Origin of the sequence: Granulicella aggregans (genome assembly GCF_014203275.1) — a bacterium.
Taxonomy (GTDB): Bacteria; Acidobacteriota; Terriglobia; order Terriglobales; family Acidobacteriaceae; genus Edaphobacter.
The window spans coordinates 56,166-81,592 of record NZ_JACHIP010000002.1 but is presented as its reverse complement, the minus strand read 5'-3'; the positions used below and the strand labels follow the sequence as shown (position 1 = coordinate 81,592).

Annotated in this window: 23 protein-coding genes; 10 read left to right on the top strand and 13 right to left on the bottom strand. The window is 60.4% G+C overall.

The window, feature by feature from the left end; genetic code table 11:
* Nucleotides 1–21 precede the first annotated feature (21 nt).
* From hisB to HDF16_RS05750, 6 genes are all read right to left on the bottom strand, one after another.
* Complete coding sequence (gene hisB / locus HDF16_RS05775; RefSeq protein ID WP_184214464.1) at nucleotides 22–630, bottom strand: imidazoleglycerol-phosphate dehydratase HisB; 609 nt, start codon at nucleotides 628–630, stop codon at nucleotides 22–24.
* Nucleotides 627–1,724, bottom strand: coding sequence for a histidinol-phosphate transaminase (hisC, locus tag HDF16_RS05770; RefSeq protein WP_184214462.1), 1,098 nt, complete (start codon nucleotides 1,722–1,724; stop codon nucleotides 627–629). The genes hisB and hisC overlap by 4 nt, the downstream gene beginning before the upstream one ends.
* Entirely contained in the window at nucleotides 1,721–2,977 is a 1,257-nt protein-coding gene (gene hisD, locus HDF16_RS05765; protein ID WP_184214461.1) for a histidinol dehydrogenase, read from the bottom strand. Before hisD ends, hisC begins: the two co-directional genes overlap by 4 nt.
* A gap of 156 nt (nucleotides 2,978–3,133) precedes the next feature.
* Nucleotides 3,134–4,012 carry an ATP phosphoribosyltransferase gene (gene hisG / locus HDF16_RS05760; RefSeq protein WP_184214458.1) on the bottom strand — a complete coding sequence of 293 codons (879 nt, stop codon included), beginning with the start codon at nucleotides 4,010–4,012 and terminating at the stop codon, nucleotides 3,134–3,136.
* On the bottom strand, nucleotides 4,012–4,380 hold the full coding sequence (gene hisI / locus HDF16_RS05755; protein ID WP_184214456.1) for a phosphoribosyl-AMP cyclohydrolase: 369 nt from the start codon (nucleotides 4,378–4,380) through the stop codon (nucleotides 4,012–4,014). Before hisI ends, hisG begins: the two co-directional genes overlap by 1 nt.
* A 234-nt stretch (nucleotides 4,381–4,614) precedes the next feature.
* A complete protein-coding gene (locus HDF16_RS05750) occupies nucleotides 4,615–5,172 on the bottom strand; it encodes a GNAT family N-acetyltransferase (protein WP_184214454.1) in 558 nt (185 codons plus the stop codon).
* 141 nt (nucleotides 5,173–5,313) lie between these two features.
* Here HDF16_RS05750 and HDF16_RS05745 point away from each other — a divergent pair, with 141 nt between their 5' ends.
* Complete coding sequence (locus HDF16_RS05745) at nucleotides 5,314–5,625, top strand: ComEA family DNA-binding protein (RefSeq protein WP_184214452.1); 312 nt, start codon at nucleotides 5,314–5,316, stop codon at nucleotides 5,623–5,625.
* Nucleotides 5,626–5,717: 92 nt separating this feature from the next.
* Nucleotides 5,718–6,491, top strand: a complete 774-nt coding sequence (locus HDF16_RS05740) for a DUF4397 domain-containing protein (RefSeq protein ID WP_221312559.1) — start codon at nucleotides 5,718–5,720, stop codon at nucleotides 6,489–6,491.
* 232 nt (nucleotides 6,492–6,723) lie between these two features.
* On the opposite strand, the gene ahcY is transcribed toward HDF16_RS05740, so the two are convergent.
* Nucleotides 6,724–8,184: an adenosylhomocysteinase gene (gene ahcY, locus HDF16_RS05730; protein WP_184214446.1), complete on the bottom strand. Its 1,461-nt coding sequence runs from the start codon at nucleotides 8,182–8,184 to the stop codon at nucleotides 6,724–6,726.
* Between the two features lie 185 nt (nucleotides 8,185–8,369).
* On the opposite strand from ahcY, the gene HDF16_RS05725 reads away from it, so the two are divergent.
* Nucleotides 8,370–8,729: a hypothetical protein gene (locus HDF16_RS05725; protein ID WP_184214444.1), complete on the top strand. Its 360-nt coding sequence runs from the start codon at nucleotides 8,370–8,372 to the stop codon at nucleotides 8,727–8,729.
* A 5-nt stretch (nucleotides 8,730–8,734) separates the two neighbouring features.
* Here HDF16_RS05725 and HDF16_RS05720 read toward each other — a convergent pair whose 3' ends face one another.
* Complete coding sequence (locus HDF16_RS05720) at nucleotides 8,735–10,048, bottom strand: MFS transporter (protein WP_184214442.1); 1,314 nt, start codon at nucleotides 10,046–10,048, stop codon at nucleotides 8,735–8,737.
* Nucleotides 10,049–10,173: 125 nt separating this feature from the next.
* Nucleotides 10,174–11,301, bottom strand: coding sequence for a bifunctional DNA-binding transcriptional regulator/O6-methylguanine-DNA methyltransferase Ada (gene ada / locus HDF16_RS05715; protein WP_281383424.1), 1,128 nt, complete (start codon nucleotides 11,299–11,301; stop codon nucleotides 10,174–10,176).
* An 84-nt stretch (nucleotides 11,302–11,385) separates the two neighbouring features.
* Here ada and HDF16_RS05710 point away from each other — a divergent pair, with 84 nt between their 5' ends.
* Nucleotides 11,386–11,871 carry a DUF3455 domain-containing protein gene (locus tag HDF16_RS05710; protein WP_184214440.1) on the top strand — a complete coding sequence of 162 codons (486 nt, stop codon included), beginning with the start codon at nucleotides 11,386–11,388 and terminating at the stop codon, nucleotides 11,869–11,871.
* Between the two features lie 89 nt (nucleotides 11,872–11,960).
* Here HDF16_RS05710 and HDF16_RS05705 read toward each other — a convergent pair whose 3' ends face one another.
* The 3 genes from HDF16_RS05705 to HDF16_RS05695 form a co-directional block, all read right to left on the bottom strand.
* Nucleotides 11,961–12,857 carry a transglutaminase-like domain-containing protein gene (locus HDF16_RS05705; RefSeq protein WP_184214438.1) on the bottom strand — a complete coding sequence of 299 codons (897 nt, stop codon included), beginning with the start codon at nucleotides 12,855–12,857 and terminating at the stop codon, nucleotides 11,961–11,963.
* 214 nt (nucleotides 12,858–13,071) lie between these two features.
* Entirely contained in the window at nucleotides 13,072–14,247 is a 1,176-nt protein-coding gene (gene metK / locus HDF16_RS05700; RefSeq protein ID WP_184214436.1) for a methionine adenosyltransferase, read from the bottom strand.
* Nucleotides 14,248–14,413: 166 nt separating this feature from the next.
* Nucleotides 14,414–14,908, bottom strand: coding sequence for a helix-turn-helix domain-containing protein (locus HDF16_RS05695; RefSeq protein ID WP_184214434.1), 495 nt, complete (start codon nucleotides 14,906–14,908; stop codon nucleotides 14,414–14,416).
* 271 nt (nucleotides 14,909–15,179) lie between these two features.
* Here HDF16_RS05695 and HDF16_RS05690 point away from each other — a divergent pair, with 271 nt between their 5' ends.
* The 4 genes from HDF16_RS05690 to HDF16_RS05675 all read left to right on the top strand — a co-directional run bounded on the left by HDF16_RS05690 (nucleotide 15,180) and on the right by HDF16_RS05675 (nucleotide 20,585).
* Nucleotides 15,180–16,709, top strand: a complete 1,530-nt coding sequence (locus HDF16_RS05690; RefSeq protein WP_184214432.1) for a hypothetical protein — start codon at nucleotides 15,180–15,182, stop codon at nucleotides 16,707–16,709.
* 75 nt (nucleotides 16,710–16,784) lie between these two features.
* Entirely contained in the window at nucleotides 16,785–17,852 is a 1,068-nt protein-coding gene (locus tag HDF16_RS05685; RefSeq protein ID WP_184214430.1) for an acyltransferase family protein, read from the top strand.
* 52 nt (nucleotides 17,853–17,904) lie between these two features.
* Nucleotides 17,905–18,996 carry an ABC transporter permease gene (locus HDF16_RS05680; protein ID WP_184214428.1) on the top strand — a complete coding sequence of 364 codons (1,092 nt, stop codon included), beginning with the start codon at nucleotides 17,905–17,907 and terminating at the stop codon, nucleotides 18,994–18,996.
* Nucleotides 18,997–19,031: 35 nt separating this feature from the next.
* On the top strand, nucleotides 19,032–20,585 hold the full coding sequence (locus HDF16_RS05675) for a hypothetical protein (protein WP_184214426.1): 1,554 nt from the start codon (nucleotides 19,032–19,034) through the stop codon (nucleotides 20,583–20,585).
* Here the strand turns inward: HDF16_RS05675 and HDF16_RS05670 are convergent.
* Nucleotides 20,582–21,616 (bottom strand): hypothetical protein, encoded by a 1,035-nt coding sequence (locus HDF16_RS05670; RefSeq protein ID WP_184214424.1) that lies wholly within the window; start codon nucleotides 21,614–21,616, stop codon nucleotides 20,582–20,584. The genes HDF16_RS05675 and HDF16_RS05670 overlap by 4 nt on opposite strands.
* A 218-nt stretch (nucleotides 21,617–21,834) precedes the next feature.
* Between HDF16_RS05670 and HDF16_RS05665 the strand changes: the two genes are divergently transcribed.
* Together HDF16_RS05665 and HDF16_RS05660 are read left to right on the top strand one after the other, a co-directional pair.
* Entirely contained in the window at nucleotides 21,835–23,445 is a 1,611-nt protein-coding gene (locus tag HDF16_RS05665; protein ID WP_184214422.1) for an ArnT family glycosyltransferase, read from the top strand.
* Between the two features lie 45 nt (nucleotides 23,446–23,490).
* Nucleotides 23,491–24,789 (top strand): glycosyltransferase 87 family protein, encoded by a 1,299-nt coding sequence (locus tag HDF16_RS05660; RefSeq protein ID WP_184214420.1) that lies wholly within the window; start codon nucleotides 23,491–23,493, stop codon nucleotides 24,787–24,789.
* The last annotated feature ends 638 nt before the right edge of the window (nucleotides 24,790–25,427 follow it).

Here is a 25,427-nt window from a genome sequence, read left to right as displayed (position 1 = left end):
GATGACGGCTCATTGGAGTGCTTATAGCAGCCCCTTTGTGCTGGGCAATAAGTCTTTCATGCGCTCGTCGCGGCTGCAGGCTCCGCGGAGGGCTCGTGCGAAGGCTTTGAAGATGGCTTCGATCTTGTGGTGGTTGCTGCGGCCGTACATGGTTTTGACGTGGACGTTGGCCTTGGCGCCGCGGGCGAAGCCGTCGAAGAAGTCGGCGAGGAGCTCGGATTGGAAGTCGCCGACGAGGCGCACCTTGACCTTGTCGTCGACGACGTAGGCGACGCGGCCGGAGAGGTCGACGGCGGCGACGGCGAGGGTCTCGTCCATGGCCATGACGAAGTAACCGGCGCGGAGGATGCCCTTCTTGTCGCCGAGCGCCTTGTTGAAGGCCTCGCCGAGGGCGATGCCGACGTCTTCGACGGTGTGGTGCTGGTCGACGTCGAGGTCGCCGGTGCAGGTGAGGGCGAGGTCGAAGCCGCCGTGGCGGGTGAAGAGCTCCAGCATGTGGTCGAAGAAGCGGATGCCAGTGGAGACTTTGTAGACGCCCTGGCCGTCGATGGTGAGTTTGAGGGCGATCTGGGTCTCGGTGGTGGAGCGCTTGATGGCGCCGGTGCGGGGCTTTGTTTTGGTCGTGGTCATTTCGTGGGCGTCCAGCCGATCTCGTTCAAGGATATTTTGAGGGCTTCGAGGGCGCGGGTGACGTGGTCTTCGATGCCGATGGTGATGCGGACGTAGCCTTCGCAGCCGGGGTCGGAGGAGCGGTCGCGGAGGAGGACGCCGTGGATGCGCATGGCTTCGCAGAGTTCTCGGTGTTTGAGGCCGATCTTCATCAGGATGAAGTTGGCGTGGCTGGGGAAGAATTCAACGCCTAGCTCGCGGAGGCCGGCGGCCATGCGATCGCGGCCTGTCGCTACCTGGTCTGCGTACCATCGGACGTAGGTATCGTCTTCAAGTGCGACGGGAAGAACATCGAGGGCAATGCCGTTGATGTTGTAGGGCGAGCTGACCTTACGGACGTAGCGGATGAGGTCGGCGTTGCCGGCCAACATGCCGATGCGGAGGTTGGCGAGGCCATAGGCTTTGGAGAAGGTTCGGCCTACGATGAGGTTGGGGATGGCGGCGATGTCGGTGAGCATGGATTCGCCGTGGAAGTGGTAGTAGGCCTCGTCGACGAAGAGGACGGCGTGAGGCGCGGCGGCGGCGATGGCGAGGAGATGCTCGCGGGGGACGACGCCGCCGGTGGGATTGTTGGGTGAGGCAACCATCATGAGCTTGGTCTTCGGCGTGATCGCCTGCAGGAAGCGTTCGAAGGGAAATTGCAGCGTCTCGTCGGCCTGGATGCGGATGAGATTTTGCGTCATGAGTTGAACGCTGACGTCGTACATGAAGAAGCTGGGTGTGCGGATCAGCGCTTCATCATCGGCTTCGAGAAAAGTGGCACAGAGGAGATGGATGGCTTCATCGACGCCGTTGGTAAGGAGGACTTGATCAGGCGCGAGGTTGAAGTGGGCGGCGGCGATGCGCTCGACCGGCTCGCGCTCGGGGTACTTGGTGAGGCCTTCGGAGGTTGACTGAAGGAGGCGCTCGATGACGCGCGGCGAGGGGGCGAAGGTGTTCTCGTTGAAGTCGAGGCGCAGGGCTGTGCGGGCCGCGAGAGGCGGGTGGTACTCAGGCATGAACTCTACGAGCTTGCGGGGCTTGATGGTTGTTGCGGGCGTTTGCGTGTCGGTCATTTCATCCTCATTCTTACGCTGGCGGCGTGGCCGGTGAGGCCTTCGGCGTCGGCAAGCGCGGCGGCGTGGGGGCCAAGGGCTTTGAGGCCCTTGCGGGTGTATTGCTGGACGGTGATGACCTTGAGGAAGTCCATGACGCTGAGGCCGCCGCGAATGCGGCCGTTACGGCCGGTGGGAAGGACGTGGTTGGGGCCGGAGACGTAGTCGCCCATGGCTTGCGGGGACCAGGGGCCGACGAAGACACTGCCGGCGTTCTGGACCCAGTTGAGATCGGCGAGAGTGTCGACGGTCAGGTGCTCAGGGGCGAGGCGGTTGGTGAGCTCGTGGGCTTCTGTAACCGTTTTAGTTACGAATATGTGGCCGCGAGCGGCGATGGATTGTTTGGCTAGCGGGTTCGATTTGGTCTGAAGCTTTACTTCGGCGGCGACTTGTCTGCCGAGGGCTTCGTTGGTTGTGATGAAGACGGCGAGGGTCTCGGGATCGTGCTCGGCCTGGGCTACGAGGTCGGCGGCGATGTGGGCTGGGTTGCCGGTTTCGCTGGTGACGACGATCTCGGTGGGGCCGGCGGGCATGTCGATGCCGCAGACGGTGGAGACGAGCTGCTTGGCGGCGGTGACGTAGAGATTGCCGGGGCCTACGATCTTGTCTACCTTGGCGATGGTTTGAGTGCCGTAGGCGAGGACGGCGATGGCCTGTGCTCCGCCGATGCGGTAGAACTCGGTGACTCCTGCGAGGTGGGCCGCGGCTAATGTTTCCTTCGCTGGGTTCGGGGAGCAGACTACGATGCGCTCTACGCCGGCGACTCGTGCGGGTGTGGTAGTCATCAGGAGCGTTGAAGGCAGCGGGTAGCGGCCGCCGGGAACGTAGCAGCCTACGCTGGCGATGGGGCGGACGATCTGGCCGGTGGTCACGCCTTCTGAGGTGGAGAGTGTCCACTCTTCGGCGCGTTGGGCTTCGGCGAAGGCTTGGATGTTGGCTTGTGCGGTTTGCATGGCCAGTTGCAGCTTAGAGTCAATGGAGTTCCAGGCTTGCTGCATCTCTTCCTGGGTGACGAGGAGGGACCGCCCCTTGTGCAGACCGTCGAATTTAGTGGCGTATTCAGTGAGGGCCTTGTCGCCGCGTTTGCGGACGGCGGAGAGGATGGCGCGGACGGTGGGCTCGACGCTGGCGGTGGAGACGGAGCCGCGTTGCTCGAGGGAGTCGATGGCTGCTGCGGCTTGGGCGGTGCGGCTGTAGGTGCGGATGAGTTTCATGTTTTTTCTTCGACGGGAGTGGTGCGTGGTCCGGTTCGTGGTTGAAAGGTTCGAGCGGGTTAGGTGATGTGAGTGGAATCGGGGTCCTTCGACCTCGGCGCGTGCGATGAAGCTGCACGCGCCGAGGTCAGGATGACAATTTGTGGAGGGTGAGGTCTACAAAACGACTTTGCTTAGTGGGTATTCGACGATGCCGGTGGCTCCGGCCAGCTTTAGTTTTGGGATGACATCGCGAACGAGCGATTCGTCGAGGATGGTATTGAGCGCGACCCACTCAGGGTCGCGGAGCTGTGAGATCGTGGGTGAGTTGAGCGCGGGCAGGACGTTGGTGACGGAGTCGAGGTCGGCCTTCCTTGCGTTCATCATGAGGCCGACGCGGCCCTGGGCGGCGATGGCGGCGTTCAGCATCAGCGAGATGTTATCGATCTTGTTGCGCTTCCAGGCGTCGGCGTAGGCGGATTTGTTGGCGATGAGCTGGGTCTCTGACTCCATCAAGGTTTCGATGATGCGGAGGCGGTTGGCGCGGAGGCTGCTGCCGGTCTCGGTTACTTCTACGATCGCGTCCGCGAGGGTGGGCGGCTTTACTTCGGTTGCGCCCCAGCTGAACTCGACTTTGACGGGAATGTTCTTTGAGGCGAAGTAGCGCTTGGTGAACTCGACGAGCTCCGTTGCGATGATTTTTCCGGCGAGGTCTTCGGGCTTCTGGAAGGGCGAATCTTCGGGGACAGCGAGGACCCACTTGACGGTCTGGCGGCTTTGCTTGGAGTAGGTGAGGCTGGTGACGTACTCGACGTCGGACTCATTTTCGAGGACCCAGTCGCGGCCGGTGAGACCGGCGTCGAGAGCGCCGTGCTCGACGTAGCGGGCCATCTCCTGGGCGCGGACGAGCATGCACTCGATCTCGACGTCGTCGATGGTGGGGAAGTAGCTGCGGCCGTTGGCGAAGATGCGCCAGCCGGCGCGTTCGAAGAGGGCGAGGGTGGCGTCCTGCAGGCTGCCTTTGGGGATGCCGAGTTTGAGCTTCTGCGTGGGCATTACTTTGTCTCTCCTGATGCAGCGGTTACAGCGATGGGTTTGGTGAAGCAGCTTACGGTGCCTTCGTGGCAGACGAGGCCGTCGCCTTCGACTTCGACTTTGAAGAGGAGGGCGTCGCTGTCGCAATCGGTGGCAGCGGAGACGACGCGGAGGCGGTTGCCGCTGGTCTCGCCCTTCATCCAAAGCTTGGAGCGGGTGCGGCTCCAGAAGGTGACGTAGCCGGTTTCGAGGGTCATCTTGTAGCTGGTCTCGTTAAGAAAGCCAAGCATGAGGAGCTCGCCGGTCTTCGCGTCCTGCACCATGCCGGGGACGAGGCCGTCCATCTTCGCGAAGTCGATATTGATTGGGTCTGTGGCTACTGCGGTCATAAACGTCTCGCTTGGGTTTGGTTGGAGAGTTGGTTTCGAGCAGCAAAAAGCCCGCTCGCGATGTGCGCGTTAGCGGGCCTGTTTGGAATCCTGGTTTGGGAGTTGCTTAGATCGCCGCACCGGATACAGCCGCCAACACGCTGGTCGCGTGATGATGGTGGTGGCCACGGTGATGAAGAAGCGAGCTCATGATTTAGAGGCTAGACGGGAGCGGGATCGTTGTCAATCTCGCTCTCATCGTTTCGATGAACACAGAGAAGGATAGAGTTGCTTATCGAGCACAACGAAGTTCAGATCGCCGCGCAGCGGAGTTCCGAAGCGATTGTCGCCGTAGGGGAATGGGTGGGTTTCGCCGGTCAGGCGATAGCCTCTTCGTTCGTACCAGGCGATCAGCGTGTCGCGCACGTTGATGACGTGCATCTCGATCGCGCTTGCTCCACGTTCTTTTGCCCACTGTTCGGCTGAGCCTAACAAGGTTCGGCCGAGTCCGGATTTCTGCAAGGCCGGATCGACGGTGAGCGAGCCTAGGTACCAGGTGTTGTCTGACAAGGGTTCGAGCCAGACGCAGCCTTTTATGGGTAGCTGCGAGTCTTCTTCTGCGACGAGCAGGAAAGACTCCGGCTTGGTTGCGAGCTCTTCTTTGAGGGCGCCTTCGCTGGTGCGATCGCCGTCGAGGTAACGAGATTCGGTGTTCCAGCTTGCGTTGGGGCCGGTGCCACGGTAGGCGGTGTTCATCAGGGTTGCGAGGGTGGGCAGATCGGCTGGAGCCGCGGGCCTGAGCGTGAGAGGCATACCAGAAAGTTTAGCAAGGTGAAGTTGTACGTCCCATGTCTCAGAATCGAGACATGGGCACCCGGAGAGTTTAGCTACGATGGGCGTTGACATGAGTGGGAGCGTCGCCTAGGCTGGCGGTACTTCGTTTGGAGGTCCCACATGCTGCTGCGCCGTCTGATGATTTTTCCCGCTCTCTTGCTTTGCCTAAGCTTTCCGGCGATGTCGCAGGCTCCCGCGGCGAAGCCCTCCGTCTCGCAGAAGATCGCGGCGGATGGGGACAAGCTTGATCTCAATACAGCAACGGCGGACCAGTTGAAGGCGCTGCCGGGGATTGGCGATGCCTATGCGAAGAAGATCATCGACGGGCGTCCGTATACAGCGAAGAACCAGCTGACGACCAAGGGGATTATTCCGGCGGCGACCTACGAGAAGATCAAGGACCAGGTGATCGCGCACCGGGTAAAGAAGTAAAGCCGTTACGAAATGATGACATTGCGGCGACGGGCGTTCCGGTAAAGTAAGAGCAGAGACGAAAGTTACGTGATCCTTCTCCGAGTGAGCGAATGCTGAATCGGTTTGCCCAAAGCGCCGGCTGCGAAGGCCTCTTGCGTTCTGCGACAGGGATGCGGAGCTGCCTGCGGATCGCAATGACGGCGGTCTTGCTGGCGACGCTTACGGGTTGTCAGAATCTTTCGGCGGGGATGCCGGCGGCGCAGGTGCGGATTATCGATACGTCGGCTGACGCGCCCGAGTTGGATGTCTATCAGGGTGGTTCGGCGCTGGCTTATAACCTGGGTTTCGGAACGGTGTCTTCGTATGTTTCCGTTACGCCGGGAACTTCTGCCGTGAGTGCCCATGCGGCAGGAACGAAGCCGCCGTTGAGTTCCGTGCAGGGGAGTTTCGCGGCTTCCGGGCATTACACGGTGCTGATCGGTGGCGGGCCTACCGGTGCGGTTTCGGAGACTTTGTTGGTGGATCAGAGTGTGTCTGCGCCGGCGGGGCTGGCTTCGGTGAGGGTGGTTGCACAGGCTCGGCGTGCTGCGGGCGATGTGGATGTGTATCTGGTGCGGGCCGGGTCGACGCTGGGTGAGAGCAGGCCGGTGATGACGAACGTGGGCTTCGGCGAGAACGGCGATTATATGAACGTGCCTGCGGGAGCTTACCGGGTGATCCTGGTGACGGCGGGAACTGCGGTGCCGGTTTACAGCGGTGCTACGGTGGCGTATGCCTCGGGGTCAGCGCGGACACTGATTGTGCTGGATAGCCAGCGGATCGATGGGCAGAAGGTGCAGATCGTTACGGCTGAAGATTTCGATCCGGCTGCGGTGGTGGAGTAGGTCGGTGGCGGCTGGCTTGAAGCTTAGCGGCTGAAGCTTTGAGCGACATCTACGATCCGATCCGTAAGCAGGTCCTTCGACTGCGTCCCTCGCTCTGCTACCCCAGCGAACAAGTTCGTCCGCCGGGGACCCCGGGCGTTGCGAGGGGCTTCACTCGGATGACAGGTCATTGGAGCGCAAAAGCGAAGGCCGCCGAGATGATCGGCGGCCTCTTTGTTTGGGATGTGGAGAGTTAGTAGCGGTAGTTCTCGCCCTTGTAGGGACCTTCGACGGGGACGCTGAGATAGTCGGCCTGTCTGGGGCTGAGGGTGGTAAGTTTCACGCCGATCTTCTCGAGGTGCAAGCGGGCCACCTCCTCGTCGAGCTTCTTGGGCAGGACATAGACACCAATCTTATAGGTGTCCTTGTTGGCCCAGAGATCGAGCTGCGCGAGGGTCTGGTTGGAGAAGCTGTTGGACATGACGAAGCTGGGGTGGCCGGTGGCGCAGCCAAGGTTCACCAGACGGCCTTCGGCGAGGACGAAGATGCTGTTTCCGGTGGCGAAGGTGTACTTGTCGACCTGGGGCTTGATGTTGAGCTTGGTCACGTCTTTGAGGGCATTCAGAGGCTCCATCTGGATCTCGTTGTCGAAGTGGCCGATGTTGCAGACGATGGCCTGGTCCTTCATGAGACGCATGTGGTCGGTGGTGATGATGTCGACGTTGCCGGTGCAGGTGACGTAGATGTCGCCGCGACCGAGCGTCTCTTCGATGGTGGTGACCTCGTAGCCTTCCATCGCAGCCTGGAGGGCGTTGATGGGGTCGATCTCGGTGACGATGACGCGAGCGCCTAGGCCGCGCAGGGATGCTGCCGAACCCTTGCCTACGTCGCCATAGCCGCAGACGACGGCGACCTTACCGGCGATCATGACGTCGGTGGCGCGCTTGATGCCATCGACGAGCGATTCGCGGCAGCCGTAGAGGTTGTCGAACTTCGACTTGGTGACGGAGTCGTTGACGTTGATTGCGGGGACGAGGAGGGTGCCCTTCTCGAGCATCTTGTAGAGACGGTGAACGCCGGTGGTGGTCTCTTCAGAGACGCCGCGCCATTCCTTGGCTACATCCTGCCAGCGGGTGGGGTAGTCGGCGTGGACTTTCTTGAGGAGAGTTTTGATGACGGACTCTTCCGTCGAACCGGAAGGCGAATCAACCCACTTGTCGCCCTTTTCCATCTCGGCACCCTTATGGATGAGGAGGGTGACGTCGCCGCCGTCGTCGATGACGAGCTGGGGGCCGAGGAGGCCGGGGCCGTTCGGATTGGGGAAGCTGAGAGCTTCATTTGTACACCACCAGAACTCTTCGAGGGTCTCGCCCTTCCAGGCGAAGACGGGGACGCCGGCTGCGGCGATGGCTGCTGCCGCGTGATCCTGCGTCGAGAAGATGTTGCAGCTTGCCCAGCGGACATCGGCACCGAGGTCGACCATGGTCTCGATGAGCACGGCGGTCTGGATGGTCATGTGGAGTGATCCGGTGACGCGGACCCCAGCGAGGGGCTTGCCTGCGGCATACTTGCGGCGGATGGACATGAGGCCGGGCATCTCCTGCTCGGCGATGTCGATCTCTTTGCGACCGAAGTCGGCGAGGGTGATGTCGGCTACTTTGTAATCCCTCGCAATGTTGGTCAGGGCTGCGGTATCGAGTGTTGCTGTCGCCATGGGAGGTTCCTCTGATTAAGTATGTTGATCTACCAATCAATGGTATCGCGTCTGTTCCTGTCTGGCCTGCGGAATTGGGCGGAGTCATCCCACGGTAACGTCCGCGTTTGTCGCATGAAGGTCTGGTGAGAAAAGCGGCTCGAAATGCGTTGCGCGGTGAACCTATGAGCTGCCATGATCACTGCATGACGGACATCCTGGGAGGCATCTCCAACTTCTTCAAGAAGCGTCGGGCGCATTGCGCGGAGCATGAGGCCTATCAGCCGGACTGTGCAGCGTGTGTGCGCGCGAATGACAATGGCGATGTCGCGAGCTGGGGTGCTGCTGGCGCGGAATTTTTAGGTGGCAATGACAGCGCATTGGACATGACATCCACGTCGGATACTACATTCACATCGGACGCGACCGTCACGTTGGACGTGTCGTTCACTTCGGACACGACGTTCACATCGGACGCTCCCTCGGCTGATGTCTCTGATACCTCGGATATCGGGGGCTTTGACGGCGGCGATAGCGGGGGCGGCGGAGCTTCGGGAGACTTTTGAGCGAGCTAGTTCGCCGCAGATCGTGGTGAGGTTCGTATCGCCAGGGTGACGACCGCGCCGACGATGGCCAGTCCGCCGATGACGAAGAGGCCAGCCGAAAAACTGTGGGTGAGGTCGCGGAGCAATCCCGTCAGGTAGGGGCCGGTGAATCCGCCGATGCCTCCGAGGATGGTGATGATAGCGACTCCACCGGCTGCGGCGCGACCGCCGAGCACGCGGGTAGGGATCGCCCAGAATGGGCCCATCATACCCCACCAGCCCATGGTGGCCAGCGTGAAGGCGACGAGCGCTGCGAGCAGGCTATGAGCAATTGCGACCCAGCTGAAACCGATCGCGCAGAGCAAGAGGCAGAAGGCGATGTGCCAGCGCCGGTCGCCGGTGCGGTCGCTTGACCAGCCGATGATGACGGTGAAGATGGCGGCGGCGAGGTAGGGGAAGGTCGCGTAGCGGGCGATCAGGCTGGCATCACCGTGGGTGCCTGCGTGGACGAAGCTGTTGAGGACGAGCGGCATCCAGAGGTTCACGGTGTAGACGCCGATCTGCGAGATGAAGAAGACTGCGGCGAGCATCCATACGAGCGGGAGTTTGAAGGCGTCGAGGAGATTGTGGCGGGCGGTGGCCCCACCTTCGTTTCGGTCGCGTTGGAGTTCGGCGTCGAGCCATTGTTTCTCTTCGTGGGAGAGCCAGTTTGCGTCGTCTGGCTTGTCCTTGAGCAGGAAAAGGACGGAGACGCCCATCAGGATGGTGGGCAGGCCTTCGGAGAGGAAGAGCCACTGCCATCCATGCAGACCGGAGCGGCCTTCGAGCTTGAGCAGGAAGCTCGAGAGTGGGCCGCCGACGACTCCGGCGAGCGAGGTGGCGGTCATGAACTTGGCGATGGCCCGGGCGCGCTCCGCAGAGGGGAACCAGAAGGTGAGATAGAGGATCATGCCGGGGAAGAAGCCGGCCTCGCCCAGACCGAGCAGGAAGCGGAGCAGATAGAAGCTGTGCGCGCCGGTGACGAAGGCCATGCCCGTCGCGACGATGCCCCAGGAGATCATGATCCGAGCGATCCAGCGACGTGGGCCGAATCGGGTGAGCATGAGGTTGCTGGGTAGATCGAAGAGCGCTGATCCCAGGAAGAAGATGCCTGCGCCGGTGCCGTAGACGGTGTTCGAGAGATGGAGGTCGCGCTGCATGTCGGCGGCGGCGAAGCCCACGTTTACGCGGTCGAGATACGCGAGGATGTAGAGGATGAAGATGTAGGGGATGAGTCGCCAGGTGATCTTGCTGTAGAGCTTCGAGGCGTCTATCGATGGAAGGGATTGGGCCGGGGGCATTCCCCTAATGTAACTGTGATGCCGGGGTGGAGAAAGGTATCGTTTGCTACCGCAAACGATACCCACTCATCGCAGAGACAGAAGCGCGATGAATGGGGCACATAAGGCTTGGTGGTTCGAGCACACTAGAGATGTTCGGCGGCGAGGATCTTTTGCTTGCGGTCGAGGCCCCAGCGGTAGCCGGTGAGTGAGCCGTCTGAGCCCACAAGACGGTGGCAGGGGACGGCGATGGCGATCGGATTTGCAGCGCAGGCGGCGGCGACGGCGCGGGACGCGGTCGGCTTGCCGAGCTCGCGGGCGAGTTCACCGTAGCTGCGGGTTTCGCCGCGCGGGATTGCCTGTAGCGCTTTCCAGACGCGTTGTTGAAAGGCTGTCGCTCTCACGTCGAGCGGGAACTTCGCTGCTGTGGGGGATTCGCTGAGCTGCGATAGGACGAAAGCGACGGCCTCGGCTAGCCAGCCGGTGTTGCCCCGCGCGGGGGTTAGCTGGGCCTTGGAGAATCGCTCGCGGAGGTCGGCTTCGAGTTCCTTCTGGTCGCGGCCGAAGAGGATCGCGCAGATGCCGAAGTCGGTGGTGGCGACGAGCATCTTGCCTAGTGGCGAATCGGCGAGGGTGTAGCGGATGACCAGTCCAGCGCCGCCCTCGCGCATGACGCGCGGGGTCATACCAAGAGAGACGGCGGAGTTCTCGTAGAGGCGGCTGGAGGAGCCGTAGCCGGCTTCGTAGATGGCGTCGGTGACGCGCTTCTTCGGCTCGCGGACTTTGTCTTTGAACTTGGCGAGGCGTTGTTCTTTGGCGAACTCGCCGGGGGTGACGCCGAGGACGCGCTTGAAGCCACGAAGAATTGTGAGGCGGCCTACGCCGGTCGCCTTGGCTATGTCGGCGAGGCGGGTGCGCTCGGCGGCGTGGTCTTTCAGGTAGTCGGCGACGGTGGCGATGGCGTCGGCCTGCGGGTCGGGCTTGTCTTCGGTGCGGTCAGGCTCGCAACGCAGGCAGGCACGGTAGCCTGCGGCTTCGGCGGCGGCGGCTGTCGGAAAGAAGGTGACGTTCTTACGGCTGGGCTTCCGGCTGGCACAGCTTGGCTTGCAGTAGATCTTGGTGGATTTGACGGCGTAGAAGAACTGGCCGTCGGCGGAGGTGTCGCGGGCGAGGACCTGCTGCCAGGACTTGCCGGGGAAGAGACTCGGGACGTTTGCGGACTTGACGGGCTGTGTGGACATGGCGGGATTGAAAGTTACGGCGGCTGTGCTCATTCCAGTATCGTGCATTGGATCGCCGATAGATACACTCCGGATTGTTCAGGTGAAGTGGACGACGCGTGATCTACACTTTGAGGCATGCGGAAACTTTTGGGAATTGTCGCTGCGATGATGTGTTCGTGCGCGGCGTTTGGCCAGGATGCGACCACGCCTCCGGCAAATGAACATGTGGTGCTGACGGTTCAAGGACGGGGCGTGCAGATCTACTCCTGCACGAAGACACCGACTGCGGCAGCGTGGGTTTTCGTTGCCCCGGCGGCGCGGCTCTTCGATAAGGACGGCCTAGAAGTTGGGACGCATGGAGATGGGCCGGTCTGGCATCTACAGGATGGCAGCTCCGTCGTTGGGCAGGTGATTGCCAAGGCTCCTTCGCCCGATGCCGGTGCGGTGCCATGGCTGCTTCTAAAGGTGGCTAGCAGGAGCGGAGCCGGATCGATGGACGCGGTGGATCTCGTGCGGCGGTCAGCGACGAAGGGCGGAGTCGCTCCGGGTGGAGCCTGTGATGTTGGAGCACTGACGAGTGTGCCCTATGAAGCGACGTATACATTCTATTCGTCTAAGTAGAGGAAGACGGTCGTTTGCTAACCGCAAACGATACCCACTCATCGCAGGAGACAAAGGCGCGATGAATGGGGCACATGAGTGGGCATCTCTCATGCCGGTGCTAGCTCGGGCATGCCGGGAATCGGGAGTTTTTTGCCTGACTCGTCGACCTCGAAGCTGTCCACGTAGAAGTGGGAGAGGTAGGCGTCGCCGAAGGACGTCGTGATGGCGACGTCTGCGGCATCGCGGCCGGTGGCCATCAAGACGCGGCCATGGCGAGAGTCGTTGTGGCGGGCGTCCATGGTCATCCACTTGCCGTCGAGGAAGACCTCGTACCAGGCGCTGAAGTCTCCCGCGCCGCTGTAGGGACGGTTGATGTCGCCCAGGTAACCAGTGACGTAGCGGGCGGGGATGTTCTGGCAACGGGTTAGCGTAATGGCCAGGTGCTGGAAGTCGCGGCAGACGCCGATGCGCTCGGTGTAGACATCCATGGCGGTCTTGGTGGGCCGGGCGGTCTGGTAGTTGAAAGCGACCTTGTTGTGGACCCAGTCCCGGATGGCAGCCGCCTTAGACCAGCCCGGTGAAGCCCAACCAAACAAGTCATTCGAGATGGCTCCGAAACGGTCGACCTCGCAGTAGCGACTTGGCAGAAGGAACTGCAGAACTTCGGAGGGGAGATTCTCGACAGGTGCCTGCTGTGCGTCGGCGGCGATCTGGTCGGGAAGGCCGTCGTCCAGCGTAACCGCTGAGGCTTTCAGACGGATAGTGCCTGCGGGAGCGATAAATCGTGTGCAGCGATTGCCGAAGCTGTCGTGGTACTCCGTCGAAGGGATAAGCATTGGTTCCCCGGTAATTTGGCCGGAGCCCGCTTCTTGGATCTGCTCAACAAAGAGATGGTTTCCGCTTTGCAGGTCCGCTTCGAGCGAGGGGTGCAGGTGCAGCAATGCCACCATGGCAGTGGGATAAGACAGCCGAAACTGTATATCGAACTCAGATTGAATAAGCATCGGTCGTCCATTCATTGAATGCGTAGATGTAGGCAGGCCACGTGGTTGCGAGACATGACGTAAGTGTTTGGATGCAAGATCGCGCGGCAGAGGGCAAACATCGGCGCAGTGGAGAATGTGCCTGGGTAGAGAGTCGCGATGATGGACGGTCTCTCGGGCAGCAAAAAGCGGATGCGACCCCTGTGGGTGCATCCGCTCTTTTTGAACGCTGCAGTTATTTTGCGGCGAGTTCCGCGGTGACTCCGGCCTGCTCCGCGAGCGCGGCGGCCTTGTCGGTCTTCTCCCAGGTGAAGCCTTCACCTTCGCGGCCGAAGTGGCCGTAAGCGGCGGTCGCCTTGAAGATGGGGCGACGCAGGTCGAGCGTCTCCATGATGCCCTTGGGCGTCAGGGAGAAGTTCTTGCGGACGAGGGTTTCGAGCACATCGTCGTCAACTTTCCCGGTACCGAAGGTGTCGACGAGAACGCTGACGGGCTCGGCGACGCCGATGGCATAGGCGAGCTGGACTTCGACGCGGTCGGCGAGGCCGGCGGCGACGAGGTTCTTGGCGACGTAGCGGGCCATGTAGGCGGCCGAACGGTCGACCTTGGTCGCGTCCTTGCCGGAGAAGGCGCCGCCGCCGTGACGGCCCATGCCGCCGTAGGTGTCGACGATGATCTTACGGCCGGTGAGGCCGGAGTCGCCCATGGGGCCGCCGATGACGAAACGACCGGTGGGGTTGATGTGGTACTTGGTGTCGGCGTCGAGCAGGTGTGCGGGAATGACGGCCTGGATGACATTCTTGAGGACTTCGGCGCGGAGCTGGTCGTTGCCGACCTCTTCTGCGTGCTGGGTCGAGATGACGACGGCGTCGACGCGGACTGGCTTGTGGTTCGAGTCGTACTCGACCGTGACTTGGCTCTTGCCGTCTGGGCGGAGGTACGGCATAAGGCCGGACTTCCGGACTTCGCTGAGCTTCTGCGCGAGCTTGTGGGCAAGCGAGATAGGAGTAGGCATCAGCTCGGGAGTCTCGTTCGAGGCATAGCCGAACATCATGCCCTGATCGCCAGCGCCGCCGGTGTCAACGCCCATGGCGATATCCGGGGACTGCTTGTTGATCGTCGAGATGACGGCGCAGGTGTTGGAGTCGAAGCCGTGGGTGGCGTCGTTGTAGCCGATGGCCGAGACGGTGTCGCGGACGAGGGTCTGGAAGTCGACGTAGGCCTTGGTGGTGATCTCACCGGCGATGACGACGAGGCCGGTGCAGGTGAGGGTCTCGCAGGCGACGCGGCTGTAGGGGTCCTGCGCGAGGCAGGCGTCAAGGATGGAGTCGGAGATCTGATCGGCGATCTTGTCGGGATGTCCCTCGGTCACTGATTCGCTGGTAAATAGAAAACGGTCACGCTTAGCCAAAACTGCTCCTTCGAAAACGATCGGTCACTGATTAGAGAACGCAAAAATACATAAACACGCGGACGGTCTGACCTGATAGAGGAGGGGATGACTGCTGCAACCTTACGGGGATTGCGGGCGTCTCCGATCATCACCATCGAGGTGCGGAGGATCCAATCCCGTTATTTTACATTTGCGAGGGCGCGTCGGCTACCGGGAGGGGCGAGGCAGAGATCCGTTGTGAGAGGCCGGCGTGCTGATCGGTGTGCATTCTTGGCAGAAGGACGAACTTCCAGACGCAGGCAGCGAGCAGAGCTACCAGGACGGCCATACCCAGGACACCCAGCCACTTACGGCCGATTCCAGAGGACTTTCCGGCAAGACGGTTGTTCCGAACGTTCTCCGCAAAGCCGACCCAATCGGGTTCCTGGCTTTCTGCGAGGCCGCTGGCGCGGTAGCTGGATTCGAAGCGCTCGAGCCAGAATGGCTCGTCGAGTTGCAGGGCACGAAGGTAACTGCGGACGAAACCCTTGCGGAAGATGCCACCGGGAAGCTCGCCAAAGTTGCCGGCTTCGACGTCGAGGAGTTGTCTGACGGAGAGCTTTGTCGAGGCGCACATGGCCTCAAGCGAGACGCGACGCTGCTCTCGCTCCAGACGCAACTCGTGCCCGAATTGAACCATGCTCTCCGCTGTCAGCCACCTGGCGAGGACCTGTCAACGTCATTACTATAATATAGGTCTGCGTCCAGCTCTATACCTATGATGTGTCAGCACTTCGTTCCGCAACGAGAAATGGCTGATTACTAAAGGCATACGGTGCCTGAAGGCCCTTTTGCTCTGCTGCACTTTTGCTTCAGATCTCCCGGCTGGATCTTTTCGACACGCTTCAGGGCTTTCGTCTGTGGTCGACGACCGCCGCTTAACGACTATGCTGGAGCTCTGAGCCGACCGAGTGCGCATCCCGTTTCCAATTCGAATCCCGCTCTCTTACAGCTGTGCGTTTGCAGTTGTGTTGGCCGTGATCCAGGTGATCGAGGGAACGGCGCTCACCTTCAGCCTGATGAGTCTGGCGTTCATCCTGATTGCGACCGTCGCGTTCAATGTCGCTGGCGGATTCGCGCGTCCTTCCGGCTCCTACATCTTCTTTTATGCGATGTTCGCGGTGATCGTCGGGCTGACATACAAAGCTCTGCTGGGCGAACCGGCCGACTCTAACCTCGCTGTTCCCCAGACCACGATGCTGGTGTATGTGGCGGGAATCTTCGGTATGTTGTGCGTCGCCTACCTGAAGAACCTGGTTCTACCCTCCAAAGGACTTCTCGACGACTTGACGAAGCGCATCGATCTCGAAGCGGCGAGCATCGGCTGTGTGATCGTGGGTTTTGTCATCTACTTCGCCGGGGTTCTGACGGTAAAGGGAGGAGAGACGGCGGAGGAGATTTACGCAAACAATTCAGGAACGGTGTTGAGCGCGCTGAACCAGGTGAATCACTTCATTCCCTTGGGACTGATCCTTGGGGTGACGTACACGATCAAACGGAGCAATGGGCGGCGATTCCTGAACGTGACTGTCACCGTGGCGGCGATTCTCTCGATGATCTTTTCGGGAATTATCGCGACCTCCAAGCAGGGCCTGTTCGAGCCGCTGATCTGCATCATGGCCGCTGCGGCGGCGCTGCGCTACAGGTTTTCGACGGGCCAGGTCGCGACGTTCATGCTGGGTATGGCGTTCACTTTTTATTACCTCGTTCCCTACATCCAGGCAGGTAAGGGCGTGGTGGCCGCGACGACATTCTCGCAGACGGCGGAGAACGCATATACGCTGCTGACCGATCTCGAAGGCGCGCGGGAACGGACCGCTGAGGCGGGACGGGAGGCGATCGAGGTCGACGACTACTCCGTTCATTACTTCAATACATCGCAGGGAATCTTCGACCGTCTGCAGATGATCTCGATCGACGATGCTCTGATTGATGTCACAGAGCAGGGACATGTCTTTGGTCTGATGCCTCTGCTGTACGACGTCTACAATCTGGTGCCGCACTTTATATGGCCGGACAAGCCACTGATCGCGATCGGCAATATCTATTCGCACGAGATCGGGATGGCACACTACTCCACCGCCGGTGAAGACGACAACACCACAGGCATCTCCTTCAGTCCGACGTCCGACGCATTCCATATGGCACGATGGACCGGGGTTTTGCTGGTCGCTCCGGGGCTTTGGTTCTGTTGCTTCTTCGTGATGGATTTCATCTGCGGAGATACCCGGCAGTCGCCCTGGGGATTACTGATGTTCGCCATGTGTGCGCACATCGCTCCGGAGGGCATGATGAACGGCCCGTTTTATCTGACGACCTTTGGCCCGATGGTGGTCCTCTTTGTCACTCTGCTCTCGGTCTATGTGTTGCCAGTGATCGGGAACGTTTTGAGGACGCGTTCTAAGGCGACTTTGCGAGAGGGCGACGTTGAGTTCCCGTAGGGGTCTCCCGCACGAACCGCGGGATTTGGAAGCTATGATCCCCAGATATAAGCTGGCGGAAGCGAGGCTCGCTTGGTGACGTCAGCTGGGGCGGTTGTGGCGGAGGATGTCGCTTCTCGCGATCGACGACCTTATTACCCGCAGCTGGACGGTGTGCGGGCGATCGCTGCCATGATGGTGATGGCGTTTCACTTCTCCCAGACGTTCGTTCCGATGCGGGTCCTGATGCTGGGACAGACTGGGGTTGACCTCTTTTTCGTCCTCTCAGGGTTTCTCATCTCAACGATTCTGCTGAAAGCGCAGCATGCGAGATGGGAAGAGGTCCGGAACTTCTATATACGGCGATCGCTGCGCATCTTTCCGCTCTACTTTGGGTATCTAGTGGGAGCGGCTTTGCTCGGGGCTGGGGCGTCCTGGTGGTTCTGGGTCTACCTGCAGAACTTTCCCATGGCGCTGAACCTTCCCTTGCAGGGGCCGAACCACTTCTGGTCACTGGCCGTTGAGGAGCAGTTTTATCTGGTGTGGCCGTTCCTGGTTCTTTTCCTTCCTCGGCGATGGCTGGCGGGGGCGATGTGGGGAGCCATTGCATTCTCTACATTGCTTCGAATCCTCGTGGTGCACACCCAGATAAGCCCGTTTTACCTGACCTTTACGCGTCTCGATGGACTGGCGGCGGGTGGACTGCTGGCGCTGTATCTGCACCTGGGCCAGCTTTCCCGAGCTCGGCGGTATTTCTTGCCGGGAGCGGCGGCCTCGATGCTGTTGCTGGTGGGCGGAGCGTGGGCATCGCACGGCCAGGGGATTGCGTGGGTGCAGGTGACGAAGTTCACGGCGGCTACGGGGCTCTACGCTTGCTTGATCGGATGGCTCTTGACTCACGATGGCGGTTTCGTGAACGTGCTTCTGGCGTCACGTCCGATGCGCGCTGTCGGGCAGGTCAGTTATGGACTGTATGTGTATCACCCAGCCATCATTGGAATCATTGCGCTGCACTTTGCGGGATTTCCGCTGGCTGTGCGCCTGGTCGCTTTCGCGCTGCTGAGTTACGGGGCGGCGGTGGTGAGCTTTTATGGATTTGAAAAGAGATGCACAGACTTGAAGCAGCGACTGGCGCCGGAGATTCCGTTCGAGCGGGCTGGGTAGGCGGCCATCGGCGGGCGTAAGGCGGGGCGCGGGCGGTTACACTTGAGAGAGCATGAACAAACTGGTATTCGGCAATCTGGTACATCGTCCGCTGCGCTCAGTCATCAGCGTCTTCGCAGTCGCCATTGAAGTGGTCATGATCCTGTCGATCACGGCGATCCTGATGGGTAAGCTGAACGGCTTCAAGGACCGCACGAACGGCATTGGGATGGATATGTTTGTCCGTCCTCCGACGACGAATAACTTCGTCGGTTTGAGTTCGGCGAGTGCCTCGATCAAGATCGGCAACGTGATCGCGCAGGTGCCGCACATCAAGGTGGTCGCGCCGGTGAACATCCAGATTACGGGCGCGCTGGATAACATTTACGGCATTGACTATGCGACCTTCAACGCGCTGGCTCCGTACACGTTTCGCTCCGGCGGCCCGTTCCAGGAGCCGTACGACATCATCGTGGATGAGTATGCGGCTGCAGGGAAGAAAGTGGGCGACTCGATCACCGTACTGAACCATCCCTTCCGTATCTGCGGCATCGTGGAGCACGGAAAGGGCGGTCGCAAGTTCATCCCGATTGAGACGATGGGCAAGTTGACCGGGACCGAGGGTAAAGTCACGGCGTTCTACCTGAAGACTGACGACGCACCGAAGTACGAGGATGACGTCAAGACGGCGATTCAGGGCATCGACGGATTGCAGGGCTACAGCGTGTTGAAGACGGCTGAGTATCTGGACATGATGACGCCGGCAAGGCTGCCGGGGTTCAACATCGGACTCGAGGTGGTGATCGGGATCGCAGCGGTGATCGGGTTCATGGTGATCTTCCAGTCCATGTACACGGCGGTGATGGAGCGGACGCGCGAGATCGGGATTCTCAAGTCGATGGGAGCTTCGAAGAGCTACATCGTTGGGATCGTGATGCGCGAGACCGGATTGCTGGCGGTCACGGGCATCGTCGTCGGCGTGGTGGGTAGCTTCGCGCTGAGTGCGATTCTGCAGAACCGTTTCCCGACGCTCGATTTCGTCATCAACCTCCCCTATGTGTGGAAGGCGGTAGTGATCGCGTTCGCCGGAGCTCTGCTGGGGGCCTTCTATCCGGCGCTAAAGGCGGCGAGCAAGGACCCGATCGACGCTCTGGCTTACGAATAGGCATACGTTCCAGGCGCAGAGGACGGTCTTTACCCATGGCGAGAACTTATCGGATCGCGATTCCGCTGCTTGCGGTGTGGCTGCTGGGATGGATCTTCCTCTCATGGCCAGCGATCCAGGACGACGCGCTGATCCATCTGCGCTACGCAGATAATCTCGTCCGCTTCCACTTCATTACGTATGACGGTGTGCATCGGGACTATGGGGCTTCGAGCCTTCTTTACGTCGCGTTGCTTGCGTTGCTGCGGGAGTTTTCGGCATCGGCGAATCTGGCTCGGGGAGTTTCGAGCGCTGTTCACGTGATGCTCTTTGCGGGGCTGGCGTGGGGCTTCTGGTCACGTGGAAGGAGTTGGGGCGCGACTGCGCGACTGGCAGCTCTGACCTTGCTGGTGATGATCGTTCTGCCGGGCGCGGTGCGCTGGTTGGATGATGGCATGGAGACCGGAATCGTGGCGGGATTCGCGACGGTACTGGCATGGCTGCTGCATAGCGAAAGCTCTCGGGCGGGCGATGATGAGGCGGTGCGCGGGCCGATTCGATTCATTGCGATGGTAACGTTGGGAGTCTTGACCGTGATGCTGCGGACGGAGTTGTCACTTCTTTGCGGCGGAGGGTTTCTGCTTCTTCTGTCTTCAAGGCGACCGGGGCGGAACAGCGAGGGCATCGTTGCTGCTGTGGTTGGCTCTGCCCACCTGCTGGTGGGTGCGGTTGCTGCGATCGGGTTCATCGTCGCCACGATGCATACGCCGCTGCCGGATACAGCACTGGCGAAGTCGCACGGGATAGCACACTGGTTTAATCCGATCCACGATACAGCGGTGACGTTGGGCGGTGCGATGTCGTTTGGCGCGGGGATGTTGCTCTTCTGGCTGATCACGCTGACGCTGGTACTGATGCGACAAGATGTGTCGTTGAAGCTCCTGCTGGCGAACTGCTTCTTTCCGGTGGTGCTGGCGCTGGCGTCGCTGCGGGGGCAGGAGATTCAGGGGGTGCGGTACTTTGCGTGGACGTTCTTCTTCGCGATCGTGTGGAACATCCTGGAACTTGGGAGTTCGGTTCAGCGCGACGCTGCCGGACTTACGGGGCGAGGGTTGCTGTATGGATTTCTGGTCCTGCTGGCGATCGAAGTTCCGTTTGAAGCGGTCGCTATGCATCGTGTCTTGACCCACCGCAGCCAGACCGTCCGGAAGTTCGAGGCGGACCGGTTGAGTGTTCTGCGCAATGAGAAGGGGATTGCGTCAGACATCGGCTATATCGGGTACTTTACGGGCGCGAAGATTTGCGACCTGGCTGGACTGGTGAATGGACGAGAGGCTGCCCGCTTGAGCAGCCTGGAGCGAGCTCATGTATGCGTGGATACCGGACCGGGTTTCATCTTTGCAAACGCAAGCCAACTGGCCCCGCTGACCCACATGATGGACCTCTCGCAATGGGAGGTCTGTGGACGGTATGACTTCACCAATGTGTCGACGCTGGATACGCACTATCTTGTAGTGCGGCCCGAGGTTGCGGCGGCTGCGTGTGCAGCGACGGCTCAGCCTCCGGAGCCTATTGACAGCATCGTTCCAGCGGTGTCAGGCCTGCGCTAAGCCTCTACCGAGGCGATTCGCATTGCGACCTGAACGGTCGCCGGAACAAGGGCGAGAGCGAAGGGGAGAAAGATTCTTACCTCGTCGATCTTGCCTACGACACACCAGAGCAGAAGGAAGATGGTCGAGCCTGCGAGCAGCGCCGCCGACGGGGCGGCCAGAGCCTCCCGGCGGCGGGCGAAGAAGTTCATCGTCCAAGCCCAGGGCAACATGAAGATCAGGAACGGAAAGATCCTGAGATGATCGGTGAGATTCAGGACCAGCTGGAAGACCGGGGTCGATCCGTAGCTGGCGTGGGGATAGACGACGTGCATCAGGGAATACTGAATACCGCCGCTGAGTAGAGCGCCTGCGAGACCTGCGGCGGCCATGGTCCAGCGGGATAGCGAGAATCCTTTGCCTAACCCACTGAGGCAGACGAGCAGGACTCCGAGGTTGACGGTGACTGCGACGTCTGCTCGGACCAGGCCCTGGGCGGCGGAGAAGAGCAGAAGGCCGGAGATGGTTGCCCATGCGGGCCTTGTCTTGGAGGCATCCGAAGACGGGGTTAGCAGCCAGAGCGCGATCACAACCAAGGCGGCGGATGGCAGCGTCTCAGGACGCTGATACCAGATAAGCCACGCCAGATAAAACTGAACCATCGCGAGAAAGGCGGCAGACCCAGCCCAGCGCAGGTGATTTCCGGCGGAACGGTAGAAGGCCGAGGTGCGTAGAAGCGAGTAAAGGAGGAAGACCGCGAGCAGGGCTGAGAGGCCGTCGAGCAGCGTCATGGCGTGGCGAAGACCTAGATGGCCGTGCTTGGAGAGGAAGTTGGCTACCCAGATCGCGCCCACACGGTACTGGTTTGGAGCTGCAGCAGCCCCTGCAAGGACATCACGGAAGGCTTGCGGCTCGCTGTAGAACTGCCGGCTGTAGCTCCAGTAATCGAGGAACGTCGCAGCAAAGACGATGCAGGCCAGAAGGGTCTTCGTAATCTTTTCCGGAGATCTCAGATCCTCCGGGTTTGCGAGTGATGATGTGGACGCGGACATGGACCTTTCGCAAGTGCTGCGTTGATGAAGCGCGGCGGTCGGTTTAGTTCCGTTACTATACAGGAAACCCAGACAGCTTCTTTTGACCCTGATCGGCGACAACATCGTCCGGAGACGCGAATTTGAACGTTGCCCCTAGCGCCTTGCCCACTTCGAAATCCGGCTCTCCAGCGGGAGGTAGAAGAGGAGCGGAACCAAACGCACGGCATGGGAGAGATGTGCTTCCAGCAAGACTCGCGCGATGGTGTCTCCTTGCAGTTGCGGCCGTCTTCTTCGCGTTTCATTTCGTTCATCTCAGCGCGGACTTCCCGAACCATTCGCCGTGGATGGACTGGTCGAAGTACACGGACGAAGGCTGGTATGGCGATGGGGCGATCCGCCAGTTGCAGCTTGGGCACTGGTATCTCCGGGGAGACTTCAATCCGGCTGCGGCGCTGCCGTTGTGGCCGCTGCTGGAGTGGTGCTTGTTCTCGTTCACGGGCGTGAGCCTGATTGCAGCGAGGGCGCTTTCGGTGAGCGTGTTCGGGGCGACGTTGCTGGTTGCGTATCTGTTGATGTGGCGGTGTTCGATCGCTGGCCGGTCCGGCGTGGGCGTTTATTCCGCAGTGGCTCCTGCGGTGGGAGTTGCGCTGCTTGCGGTGAGCCCATTCTGCTACGCGTTTACCCGGCTCGCCATTCTGGAACCGCTGCTGGTGTTGTTCGGCATGCTCGCCTTGCTGGCTGCGACATCTCAGAGGCGATGGCTGGCGATGGTCTCTCTGGGAGTCCTGTTCCCGCTGATGATTCTTACAAAGACGACTGCCGTCTTCCTCGCGCCGTCGATCGCATGGATGCTTTGGGCGGCTTCGGGCTACCGATTTCGCAGGTTCTTGGAGGTGGGAGTTCCGTCTGCGATCATGTCGGCGGCGATATGGGCGGGCTACTTCTATCTTCTTGTCAAGCCGCGCTTTCTTGAGGACTATCGATATCTCTTCAGTGCGAACGCGTACACCGGCATCACTCTAGAAAACGCCTGGGAGGTTGTGGCGACGACCATTCGAGACGGTGTCTGGATGGGTAAGCTCACCTATCCCGCAGCCCTGCTGGCGATGTTTGTGGCGGTGATCTGTTGGCGGAGGATCTTCCGGAACCCGCTGATTCCCTCGTTGATGTTGTGGGCGTTCGGCTATGCTGCCTTTCTGGCGTATCACAACAACCTGCAGCCGAGGTATTACCTGGTGATCGCAATTCCGCTTACGATGCTGCCAGTCGTTGTGGCGGAGGAGAGCTATTTCGCGGCACCTGGATGGTTGACGCCCTCCTTGCCGGTTGCGCGAGGGGTGTTCGTTGCGATTGCCGGAGCTGTGCTCGCGACGATTCTAGCCGTGAACATGCTTCAGACAACAAGGTTTATCGGACAACCGGAGTACTCCTATGTGGATGCAGCGAAGCGGTTGAAGGGCGTGATTGAAGCTGACAAGTCTGCTCGAAACGACCTTGTGCTGTCGATCAGTGGGTCGGATATCTCACTGATGACGGGGCTGCCGTCGATCTGCGATGACTTTGGGACGATGTCGCTGGAAGATAGGGTCGCTGCTTACAAGCCGGGATGGTATGCGACGTGGAATCAGGTCGACGACGACAAGATGGACGCGCTTGCACCGATGTATCACCTGGAGCGGGTGGCGGCGTTTCCCGCGTTCGATGATCCGGAGAGGAATTTGCTGATCCTGTACCGGCTCGATCCGCCGGTTGAAGAGGCTCCGCGACCCAAACGCCGCAAGGTCGTTCCAAAGCGGCTGCAGACCGAGCTTGGACAGCAGCCGAGTGCAAGTCAGTTGGCGCACTGAGATCGCCAGCCCGCAATGGGTCTCGCGTAAGCTGACTGAGACACTATGACTGGCTCGCAAACTCTTATCGCCCGCGTTGGAATCGGGGTCGTAGCTGCCTTGGCGAGCGTTTTCTTGACGCGGTGGTCAACGCTGCGAACGATCTCGCGAGCCAGGTTTGACCGGATTGTCTTTGGGCTGTTTGCGGTGTCCAGGCTGGGACTATTTGCCCTGATCTTTCTGGTGGTGAAGATCGCGCCTCGTGGGGACGTTCCTGCTTATTACTTCGACCAGGCAAGGCAGGTGCTGGCAGGGCTGCTGCCGTATCGTGACTTCATCAGCAGCTATGCGCCGTTGCATCCCTATCTCGATGCCGGGCTGATCTCGGCTTGGCATTCGCCGCTGTCGATCGTCTTGTTCTCCGTGCTTGTGGAGATGGCCATCCTTCCGCTGTGGCTGAGCGCTGGGCGAGTCTTTCTGCCGGAGGCGGAGCTTCGGGTGGCGGCACTGCTTTACCTCGCAAGCCCGGTGAGCCTGCAGTTCGTCACGATTGATGGGCAGGATAATGTGGTGATTGCGGTGCTGCTGGCACTATCGTTGCTGCTGGTGCTACGGTCTCGCGCTTTTGCGGCGGGCGCGTCATTTGGAGCTTCGGTGGCGGCGATCAAGTTCCTGCCGCTGCTGTATGCTCCGGCGTTCTTCTTTTCTGCGCCGCGCCGGTGGAGGATGGCTGCGGGAGCGGCGGTGATCTGCGGGGTCGTGTATGGCGGATGTCTACTGGCGGGTGCCCCGATCCTGACGCCGCTGTCTGCGGAGGGCGATTTGTGGTCGGCGGGCGACCTCCCTTATGTGATTGAGGCGATCTTTGGCGTCAGCATTCCGCCCCGGTTGACGGATGGGTTCGTGCTGCTGGCGCTGGTGGCGATCTTTGTGTGGGTGGGGAGATCGGCGCGTCAGGCTTCGATTGCCACCCGCATGCGCGCTCTGAACTACGGTATGGCGGCGCTGACGCTGGCATTCCTGGTGTTTTCGAAGAAGTCGTGGCCGCCGTATCTGATGCTGGCGCTGTTTCCGATCTGCCTGTTGGTCGCGGGTGGGGGAGTGGTGCGCGAACGATGGAAGGTGGCGGCTTTCGCCGTGTTTAGCGTGGTTTCGGTGACAGAGCACAGCTATTGGGCGAGCTCGCTGGCGCAGTTCAACTCGGCGAAGTTTCATCAGGCACTTCTCTCGGGGGAGGTCGGTGCTGTTCTGATGCTGTTGCTGGAGTTGCTGCTGATTGCGGGGTATTTGTGGCTGCTTTGGGAGGCGGTGTCTCGGATCTTGAGCTTCGCGGCAACGGAAGATGCTGTGAGTCAAGGTAATTGAGCTGAAATGCCGCGTCCAACGTCCGCATCAATTCAAGTTTCCAACGAGATCGACTTTCCGGCAGCGGCTCATCATAGAATCTGAAAATTGAGGGTGAGTCTGACATGGCGCGGATATGGGTCGAACGGTACACAGGCAGCGGAGTTCCCTTTGAATACTGGGGACACAGTCCTACACCACGCCCTGAGGACCGAAACCTGGTTCCACGAAATATGTTGAAGGTGGCGGTAGCATCTTTCACGTTTCGATTTGTTTGTGTCGAGCAGATCCGGGATTGTCTCTCCTACTACGAGCAACAGACACATCCGAGCAGCAGACTTTCCATAAACGGAGGTGACCACTGGGAGTTCGAGAGGTGGTTTGAGCGACCTCCGATGTACTTGCTTGAAGACGCAAAGCGCACCAAGGTCGTTAAGGCCCTTCGGAAAGCCCTGGCGGTTGCTGAAGCAGGGGCTTTTGCGGAAGTGCTACCCTTCGGTTGATCGCACCCTTCGTGCTCCAATACCCACGGTCGCTCCTCTAAAACAGCGTTTCAGAAGCGATTAATGGCCAGAATCCTTGTCATTCGTTGACTCCGTTTCAACTCTCGGCTATTCTTGAGACTCGCGCAGTCCCGCGTCTGCACGTCTGTGTCTTTC